The sequence below is a fragment of the Coleofasciculus sp. B1-GNL1-01 genome, assembly GCF_040220235.1.
Lineage (GTDB): Bacteria > Cyanobacteriota > Cyanobacteriia > Cyanobacteriales > Coleofasciculaceae > Coleofasciculus.
On record NZ_JAVJTO010000054.1, the window covers coordinates 1 to 10253 of the forward strand.

4 protein-coding genes are annotated in these 10253 nt (G+C 45.7%); 1 reads left to right on the forward strand and 3 read right to left on the reverse strand.

Features of this window, described 5'->3' with window-relative positions; genetic code table 11:
- Window positions 1-195 precede the first annotated feature (195 nt).
- The 3 genes from RID53_RS13895 to RID53_RS13905 all read right to left on the reverse strand — a co-directional run bounded on the left by RID53_RS13895 (window position 196) and on the right by RID53_RS13905 (window position 5630).
- Window positions 196-1176, reverse strand: coding sequence for a hypothetical protein (locus RID53_RS13895; RefSeq protein WP_446388669.1), 981 nt, complete (start codon window positions 1174-1176; stop codon window positions 196-198).
- A gap of 456 nt (window positions 1177-1632) precedes the next feature.
- Window positions 1633-2235: a hypothetical protein gene (locus RID53_RS13900; protein ID WP_446388670.1), complete on the reverse strand. Its 603-nt coding sequence runs from the start codon at window positions 2233-2235 to the stop codon at window positions 1633-1635.
- A gap of 422 nt (window positions 2236-2657) precedes the next feature.
- Complete coding sequence (locus RID53_RS13905) at window positions 2658-5630, reverse strand: efflux RND transporter periplasmic adaptor subunit (protein WP_446388671.1); 2973 nt, start codon at window positions 5628-5630, stop codon at window positions 2658-2660.
- Between the two features lie 853 nt (window positions 5631-6483).
- Between RID53_RS13905 and RID53_RS13910 the strand changes: the two genes are divergently transcribed.
- The coding region (locus RID53_RS13910; RefSeq protein ID WP_446388672.1) for a S8 family serine peptidase at window positions 6484-10253 on the forward strand (3770 nt) is incomplete at its 3' end.

Genomic DNA, 10253 nt, shown 5'->3' on the forward strand with positions numbered 1-10253 from the left:
GCAAGATGCTTAATGTAGCGAGCAAGATGCTTAATGTAGCGAGCAAGATGCTTAATGTAGCGAGCAAGATGCTTAATGTAGCGAGCAAGATGCTTAATGTAGCGAGCAAGATGCTTAATGTAGCGAGCAAGATGCTCGCACTACAACCCGGATTTTACCATTCTTGACATTAAGGTTTAAATGCCAAATAGCTGATTAAGAGGAACACAACAACTTGATCAGGGATTGGGGTAACTCTTCAAAATGCTCTAACAAAAAGTCCAGGATTGCCAGATGGCGTAAATCTACGGGTTGAGGGGTGTAGTATCCTTTACCTCGTTTGAACCAACACTGCACTGTCCCCAGGGAACGGGAACAGATATGAGACAGTTGTTCATAGGTGACATCCCATTTGCTATAAAACTGCCTTGGCGTCATCCCTAATTCACAGTAACTATAGAGGTCAATAATGTATTTTTCCCGCTGGTTTATCGGGCGGAGATTGTGTCGCCGACGGGGATTATAGCGTCCAGTTGAGCTATGCACAGATGGGGATGCGATCGCGCCAGGAGAATGGGTGGGATAACGGTAGGGGTTGCCATTATTTTCGGTTGGTTCAACGGTATCGGGTATTTTTTCTAAATCCGCTTCAGACGCTGTATCTGTGCTTACCCAAGCCGCACTGGGAGAATCCGGGGCGAGTTGGATGATGTAGTAAACCATCCACTGATTGTGATGGTGGTTGTAGTCATAAAAGCGTCCCAAAATTACGCCCCAGTCTGTTTTATTGGTTTTCCACTGAACGCGATCGCCTTCTTGGTAACGAGGAGTAGGAATTGGCAAAGTGTTGAATTGTGTGTAGGGGCGGGTTTCACTATTATCGTTTCTTTTTTCCCCAGATGTAACTAAACCCGCCCCAACTAAGTGTTGAGTCTCCATCTCTTCACCATGACGCAGGGCGTTTAATGCGCCAGCGATGAGTTTACCGTCGATGCTTCGAGTCAACTCCTGGATAAATAGGTTCGCGATCGCATTCACTTCTGCATCGGTTAGGTGCATTTGCGACGCATCGAAGTCAATGTCGCGGTAGTGCTTGATCAGATCGAGGAGTTGGGTAACACCAAATTCCGCTAACGCTTGCTGGGCAGTGGTTTCAGCGGTCAGGGATTTGTCAAGTTGAGGGAATAAAGGTTTCATTTGGTTCTTCTCCTTGTGTTGGGTTTGGTCTATCAGGTATTTGTAACAATGTTATAACAAAACAGTCAAAATAAAAACCCCTTTATCTCAAAAAAAAAGAGTAGAGACGTTGCATGCAATGTCTCTACAATGGTGCTTGGATTTCAAAAACGTAGGGTGGGTTAGGCGGGTTTTAAACCGAAGCGATAACCATTCAATGAAGTATCCGCTGTAACCCACCACTATTAACGGGGAGGTGTATTATTTAGGGCTTGCTGAATTAATCGGGAAGCTATACTATATAATGGGGTGAAGCAATTTTATCGCCCAACAAGTGCAAGGTTTTTACACCCTTACGCTCAAAATCATGGGATTGTAAGCCTGTCCGACTACTTATCATTTGCTGAGATAGATTTATCGGTATCTTTGATCCACCTTTTCCTATCAATCTGATCTGTTTTGAAGGGCGACTTTTATTCAAGCCTGAACGCTTTTAAATAAAATGCCTAAAATTTTATTGATATCTTTAATGTAATAATTGCTCAAGTCGATACAGACATCAGAATCCTCTAACTTTAGAAACTTCCAAATATCTCCTGTCGTCACCGCTCCATAAATCGTCTGAATATTATTTTCTTCCTGCTGATTAAATAACTGGGCTGCTAACATTGCTGCCGCACACTGTCCCAATCCGCCTTTAATGTTTTCATTCTTAGCTTCTACAATAATCGCCACCGGAGCATTAATTGTCAGTTGCTCTTTAAAGCGACTGATAATAAAATCGCAATATCCATTTAACCCTTTTTCAAAATCAACATTAAAATCTGAGCCTGAGAATAAACTAATTTGATAATTTACTCTTCTTCTCAACTCCAATAGAATCGGCGTAATTATCATTTCGGATCGGGCTTTTTCTGTATTAATTGCCAGAGCCAGTTCAACTGTTTCCGCTAAAGTAGCGGCGAGTGATTCACTCGGCTGTAGGGGTTCTACAGTGACAAACAAATCAGATTCTTCGTCAATCCGTAAATTAAACGCTTTCTTAAATTTACTTAATGTAGTAAAGTCACTATAAGCCATTTTTAGCGCCTCAATCCGCCAAGCATTTTAAGCTGTTATGCATTTAAATATTGATATTATAGCAACCGCCATGGCGCGTCTCTACTCTACAATGGTGCTTGGATTTCAAAAACGTAGGGTGGGTTAGGCGGGTTTTAAACCGAAGCGATAGCCATTCAATGAACAATCAGCCGTAACCCACCGATGTTAACGGAGAGGTGTATTATTTAAGGGTTGCTGAATTAATCGGGAAGCTATACTACACAAGAGTAAGCTGTCATACATTTAAATTGGGAATGGGTAGCGAGCAAGATGCTCAATGTAGCGAGCAAGATGCTCAATGTAGCGAGCAAGATGCTCGCACTACGGCAAGGATTTCGCCATTATTGACATTAAGGTTTAAATGCCGAACAGCTTATAAAACTCCCTACAGCAGCCCCTATCTACTTTTCCGTTTCTCGCCACAGGAATCGCTCTAAGGGAACTAACCGCATGAGTTCTCGCCCTAAACGTTGATACAGGGGAATCCGTTCTGAGTAGATTTTTGCATATCCTGTCGCTCCCGGATAGAGTTTACCATCACTATTATCCACAACAATTTCCACTTGGGCGATGGGTTGGGGTTGGGAGGGTTCATGCTGGATTTGGGGCAGAATTCGTTGTACGGTGGCGGTGTACGGTCTTAGTTTAGCTTGGCGGGGACGGAAGGTAACGGGTTTGTGGTTTTCTACATATTCTAAGTCTTCTTCCTTAATGTCTACCGTGGCGGTGAGGCTGCTGAGTTCAGCAATTTCTAGGAGAAAGTCTTCGGTGGGTTTGAGTTCTTGATTTTGCCGTAAGTCTAAATCATTGGTGAGGATAACGCCTGCAATGGGAGAACGTAGGGTAAGATTTTGTTTAAGGGTTTTTAGTTCAGATAAGCGGTTTTTTAGAGTCGCGATCGCTTGTTGTTGAGTTACCATTTGGGATTCCGCCTGGGCAATCATTTCAGAGGCGTCAATGGCGGCAAATTGAGACGCGGTTTCGGTTTGTAAGTCACGGGCGGTGTCGGTTTGGTTTTGTTTGGCGGCGGCGATTTCTTGGGTTTTGGCGACTAGATTGCTTTCAACGTTGTGGAGTTCACTTTCTACCTCGTCGCGGCGGTTGCGGGAAATTGCGCCTTGTTCGTAGAGTTGGTGATAGCGTTGGAGTTTTTCCTGGAGTTCGGGGATGCGTTCTTGCAGGCGTTGGCGTTGGGTGTTTAAGACTTGAATTTCGGGGGTAAGTTGTCCTTGAGTTACGGCTTTTGCGCGTAAGCTTTCTCGACGGGTTTTTGCCATCATCGCTTCGGCTATGGCTTGGACTTCTACCAGTTGGGCTTCGGCGCGGATGCGTTGTTTCTGGGCGGTGTCTAAGACTTGATGGGCTTGGACGAGTTGTTGTTCGATGGTGGCGATTTCTCGGTCTAATTCTAAACTGGATAATTGTGCCAGAATTTGTCCGGGTTGGACGGTTTGTCCGGGTTTGACGTAGATTTTTGTAATGACTCCGGCTATGGGTGTGCGGACAATGCTTCTGGCGCCTTGGCGGGTTTCGAGTTCGACGGAACCCCCGACTTCAAAGGAGGTGGGGATGAGGCTGATTAGGCTTAAGCTGGTGGCGATGGTGAGGAGGATGGCGATTCGTTTTAGGGGGAGGTGGGGTTTGCTGGTTGGGGGGGCGAGTGGTAAGGGTTGGGAGGGGTTCATGGGGGTTAGGGGTTGGGGTTGGGGCTTTTTTTGAAACGCAGAGGTTCGCAGAGGTTGGCGCAGAGGAACGCAGAGGGGTTTAGAGGAGGGATTTTTTGGTTTGTTTTTCTTGTCTGTGTGTACCTCGGTTGGTTTTTGGGGGAAGTAGTAGTAAATTGCCCAAAGGGTGAGTAGGGTGATTGTCCAGAAGGGGATGTTGGTTAATGTCCAATTTGTGATTAGGGTGAAGAGGCTACCGAAGACGAAGAGGATATAGAGGAGGCTGAAGGGGGCGTAAGTGGCGAGGATTAGGCGATTGTGGCGGGGTTCGCGGTTGGGGTGTCGGCGTAGTAGGTTTCCGTAGAATTGGAAGGAACGAGTGCGGAGGTTGTTGATTCCGGTGAGGGCGACGGCGAGATAGTAGCCGTCAAATTTTGCCAGGGGATTGAGGTTGAGGGCGATGGTAAAGAGTGCGGCTACCATGAGGAGATAGCTGGCGGTGGCTAACCAATTGGCTGAGGATTGCCATAACCAGAAGGCGGTGGCGGCGATAATTAATTGACAAATAATGCCTGCGCCGACGACTAAGATTCGTTTAAATCGCGATAGGCAATAGGAATCTGTGGTATTGGTATAAGCGGCTGGCATTAAAAACATGAAAAGTAGCCCAAATTCGGGGACAATGCCGTTGTAATGTTTCAGGGTAAAGGCGTGTCCAAGTTCGTGTAGAGTAACGACTAACATGGCGAGTAGGGCAAAGGGGAATAGGAGAGAAATGCCATGATTTGCGACTAATTGTTGTCCGGTGAGGAGAATTTCGGGACGTTGGGATAAACCAATAAATAGAGAAAAGGCTAAAAAAAAGCACAGGATGAGACCAATTGAACGAGTCCAAATCCAGTGCAGTTTAGTGATATGTCGAGTTAACCAGGTGTCGGGATTAAATAGGGGAACTTTGAAAAAGAGGAGTTGTAGCGGGGTGAATTTTCGTTTGGGGGGTTTGGCGGGTTGGGTTCCGGCTAACATCCCGGTGGCGGTGAGGAGTTGTAGGAGATAGCGGAGTTGTTCAAGGGTTAGGTTATTGTTTTTGGCGATATCGGCGGGGGGATGTTTTCCTAGTTGGTTGATGGCGGCTTTACTGTGAGAATCAACTTGGAGAAAGGTGACATCTTCGGGATTGCGTAGTATCCAGTAGCCATCGGAGTGAGGAATCCATTGAACGCAGGATTTGAGTTGAAGTTTGGCGGAATTGGCGGGGTGAGAATTTGGCTGTTGTTCTGTGTTATCGGTGTCTACTATCTGATTATCTAGCAGTGGCTGAGAATGGGTTGAATTGGGAATTTCTCTGGCATTGTTTATGTTTTGCCCTCTGTCGGCTGCAACGGGTGGGTTAGGTGGAATGGATTCATCGGATGTGAGAATGCCAAGGGTAATCAGTTTTTGCCATAAATCCCAGATAAAATTCGGGGAAATTGCTGAACCATATTTTTTCTGACATTGCTGTTGAAGTTGAGTAACCGTGAAATTTCCGGTGAAATGGCTGAGGGCGTAAACCTCGGCTGGAGATAGGGGAAAATAACGATTATCGTGGCGCGATCGCAGAGTATACTGTTTGGATGACGCCTGTTGGCTGAGTTGCCAGTGGGGACTGATGTCTGGGCATATCCAGTCGGGTTGTTCCTTGGCTGTGAGTTCGTTTCCAACCTGCATGATGTTTGTAGTAGATGCCTATTTGCAGGGTAAACGGAAATGTTAAGGAAAATCAACCATTTTTTAATACCTTTATCAAATCTTTAAACAGAGAGTTATGGGGTTCTACGCTAAATGGCTGAAATAGAGAGTTAAATTTTTAGCCATTTTACTGAGGACAGGCTGAACTGGCGCGTGGTCGATTCGGCATTCAAACCTTAATGTCAATTAGGGTGAAATCCTGGTAGTGCGAGCATCTTGCTCGCTACTCATACCCGATTAAGGCATGACCGCTTCCCTAGAGTGGGTTAAGTGAAAAACTGTCACATTTACGACCTATTGCTGATCATCAGGAAGAAGTTCCCAGCTTTATGAAAACTTAATAAAAAACTACAGACAAAGTTTATTATTTTGGGATAGGATAGTGAACAAGCTAGATTTACGTTCAGGTGATTTCCCCTTCAACTTAATAGGTTTTCTGTCCGAGTTTGCTGCTGGCAATTGCTGCTCTATTCAGTAACAGAATTTGCTGGACAATTTGTTGACATTGACTGGCAGCAGCGTTTGGGTTTCAGCGTGCTTATCCAGTGTTTCCTTAATTCATCGTCATAATGGTGGGCTGGGCTAAAGTCGAACTTACCTGCCAATTTGAATCGGTTTAACCCCTTAGCTAATCAGAACATCATAAGCTGTCATGCATTTAAATTAGTATTAGTAGCGAGCAAGATGCAAAGCCTGCGGCATGGCTTCGCTTAACGCACTACAAGGCTTTCGCCATTATTGACATTAAGGTTTAAATGCCGAACAGCTTAGAGATTTTGCCGCTTGGCTTAATCTGTAATTTTACCTGCACTATTCCACAAGAGGGTCATCTATGTCTTGGTTTAATTTTTCCTCAAAGAAACGTCCTGCTGCTCAAGGATTTGCGTCGAAAAAGAAGCGTCAGGAGTTACCGCAAGCCTTTATATTAGAACCGATTTTAACGCCCAGTGGTTTATTAGATGGCACGGATAATCCCATAGATATCGTGGATATCGATATCTCGGCTGACCAAATTGCTGATATTGATATTCCGGAGTTTGAGGAAGGGTTTGAAACTATTTCAGATAATAATTTAGAGGAGATTGCCTTCGTTATCTCGGTTGAAGGAGAGGAAACCTTAGAAGAGATTCCCTTTGTTACCTCATTGGATGACGCGGCGGAGAGTGAAGCCACTGATGAGGTGCTGACGGACGAAACGCCGTTAAATGAATCGCTATTAACTGGGTTAGACAGTTCCAGTGTGACCTTTGAATCCGGTGTATTTACGGTTGGAAAAACTGGGGACGTTAGTGTTGATTTCCTCTTTGATGGTGGGGGATATGAAGGTGAACTCGCCGTCTTTAGTTTAGAGGGGATGGAGGAGTTTGAACCGGGTTCAGAGGCGTTTATTCAGGAAGCCGCCTCTCGTGCGTTGAGTGATTCGGAGTTAGGTCATGTGGTGATTAGTGACCAAACCGATGGGGCGCGGTTCGTTGGCGAATTAGGAGAAAGTGACCGAAATTCTGGAGAGTATTTGGGAGTTAAAACAGTCCAAATGCGTCCAGGGGATGAGTTTGGCTTCATGCTGGTTCCCAATAATACAGTGCAACGGGTGTTTGATAATCCCGATGTGGGAGGGGCGGCGCGTCCCCTATTTTCTATGGCAACGGCGAATCCAGATGATGGGTTTCATGTCGGGCAAATTGCCGATGTTACGGGCGATGGAAGTACCTTTGTGATGGAAGATTTGCGGGTGGATACCAAGTCAGATGGGGATTATAACGATGTTATTTTCCAAGTGCGCGGGGCGACGGGTGAAGCGGCTTTGATGGATGAGGTGATTGAGTCTGGAAAGGATTGGCGGGAGACGGATTTGGGTCAAGCGTTGATTGATTATGCGATTGAAAATTTAGCCGATACCGACACGGGAAATACTGATTCTGGCGATATCGACACAGGAGATACCGACACGGGAGATAGTAATTCTGGCGATATCGACACAGGAAATACCGACACGGGAGATAGTAATTCTGGCGATATCGACACGGGAGATACCGATTCTGGCGATATTGATTCTGGCGATACAAACCCAGACGAGACTGACCCCGTTGAACCTGTGGTAAGCTATGAGTTTCCAGAGGAAGACCAGCCGCTAATTGGGGTAATTGATACAGGGTTTAGTGATGATAATCCCGATATCGATTATTCTCAGATTACGTTAGGGAGCGATCGCGTCGATAATGATTCTAACCCCTTATTGGTATCTGGAGAGGGGAATGAGCATGGGACTCATGTTTTAGGAATTATTGCGGCACAACAGGATAATGATATCGGCATCGATGGGATTAATGATGATGCGCCCTTATGGGTAGGACGTGCGGTTGGTTCTGGAGAATGGGCAGATTCGTTAGTTGAGTTTGTCGATACCGCCAAGGAATCAAGTCAACCGAATGCGGTTGTGAATCTGAGTTTGGATTTAACCCAAGTGAACTCCGATGGTAGTGTAACTACCCGTTATGAGTTTACACCCGAAGAACGGGCGGCGATTGAATATGCCCGTCAGAATGGGGTGTTAATTGTCGCCGCCGCCGGGAATGATGGGGATGTAATGTCCGTTTTGGGTCAAGCATCTCAGGAGTTTGACAATATTATTACCGTAGGTGCAGCGCAACAGGTAGAAACCGATACGCCCTCTCCAACCTATCAACGGGCGTATTATTCCAGTTATTGCAGGGGTTTAGATATTTTAGCCGAGGGAGGTACATCTGAGAATCCAGTTGTGTCTACCGTCGAGGATAGTGTTGGCACAATGGCGGGAACCTCGGTGGCGACAGCCAAAGTAACGGGGGCGGCTTCTCAAGTGTGGGCGGCGAATCCCCAGTTAAGTTATCGCCAAGTGATTGAAGTTCTTAAGTCTACGGCGACTGATTTAGCAGAACCCGGTTGGGATGCAGAAACAGGAACGGGATTATTGAATTTGGCCGCCGCCGTGGGATTGGCGCAGGTAACGAAACCTGAAGACTATGCCATTCCTGCTATCGATATTCCTGAGACTTGGAGTGGTGAGGATGTAGTCACACCGATGGAACGGGCAGCTGGTTTATTTAATCAGTTACCCTCTGGTGGCGTAACTGCGATCGCGTCTAGTGAGCTACAACGACTCAATAGCATTAAAACCATTATTAGCACTGTTGCCAATCGTTTCAACATCCTCCCAGAAATTATTGCAGGTATCATTAGCCGAGAAACCAATACCCGGAACATCCTTGGCGATAATGGACACGGACATGGATATATGCAACTTGATATTGGTACTTTCCCGAATATCAAGTTTCAACCTTGGTATGACGCCGCTTGGAATATTGAACAAGGTGTCAATCTGTTAATCAATGATAAATATGCATATCTCAAACCAAGGTTGCCAGAGTCGTTACATTTGCGAGGTTCCTTAGCTGCTTATAACTCAGGTCAGAGTAATGTTGTTAAGGCATATCAGCGAGATTTAGATGTTGATGCCTATACCACAGGCAAAAATTACAGTGCTGATGTACTAAATCGCGCCCGTTGGTTACTGCAAAATGGGTGGAATGGTAAGAGTTCTACACCGACTCCTTCACCTCAAGAAACTCGTCGTCCTTACATTGTCCGCCCAGATGAAACGCTTTGGGGAATTGCTCAACGAGAACTCAACAATGGTAACCGTTGGCGGGAAATTCAGAAAGAAGATGGCAGCACATTTACTGAAGCTCAAGCAAGTCGTTTGCAGGTTGGTCAAACCATTTATCTACCTGTGAAATATCAGACGGGAACTGGCAAACCTGTGACACCTCCACCAATTAGTAACCCAATCATCATTAACAGCCAAATTGGTAGAAGTTCGCGTGCGCCTCATTTATTCCAGGAAGCTTATAGCCGAATTAATGGGAATGATCTCGGTTTAACGCCAACAAAAGATGCTTACCGTTGGGGTAACGGTTGGACACAAGAATTCCGTGATCGCAACGGGAACCGTGTACTCCTAATGTTAGAGGATGGCGCGACTAAAGCCTTCTCTGTATTAGGCAACAATTTAAATGAATATGAATTTATGGGGGGAGCCGTAGGTCGAGATTTAGACGGTCGGCAAGTGTATTTGGGTTATCCTCGGTCTGATGAAAATATCTTTACCAAAGATGGCAAACGAGCCGTTTGGCAAGCCTTTGCCGCTGAGAATGGGAAAGCTCGAATTCATAACCTTTATGGTCACGCCTCCGTTGTCACCTGGGGAACCATTGGTGCATTTTACACCGATTTAGGTGGTGCTGGTCATTGGTTAGGAATGCCAACTCGTCGAGAATATATTCATAGTAGCGATACAATTTTCTCTGACTTCCAAGGAGGTCGTATTGCTTACAACCGGAACGATGGTCGCACTGAGGCACTACGATATGATGAACAACCATCTTGGTGGTTTCCTAATAATATCCATTTGAAACCTGGAAACAACAACTTAGATTTTGGTCGTGGACAGGAATGGATTACACCTGGAGGCTATAAGTTCCGCTTCCAGGAAGATGGAAATTTGGTTTTGTATGACCCACAAGGAAAACCCACATGGGCAACGGGGACAGTGAATATAGCTGA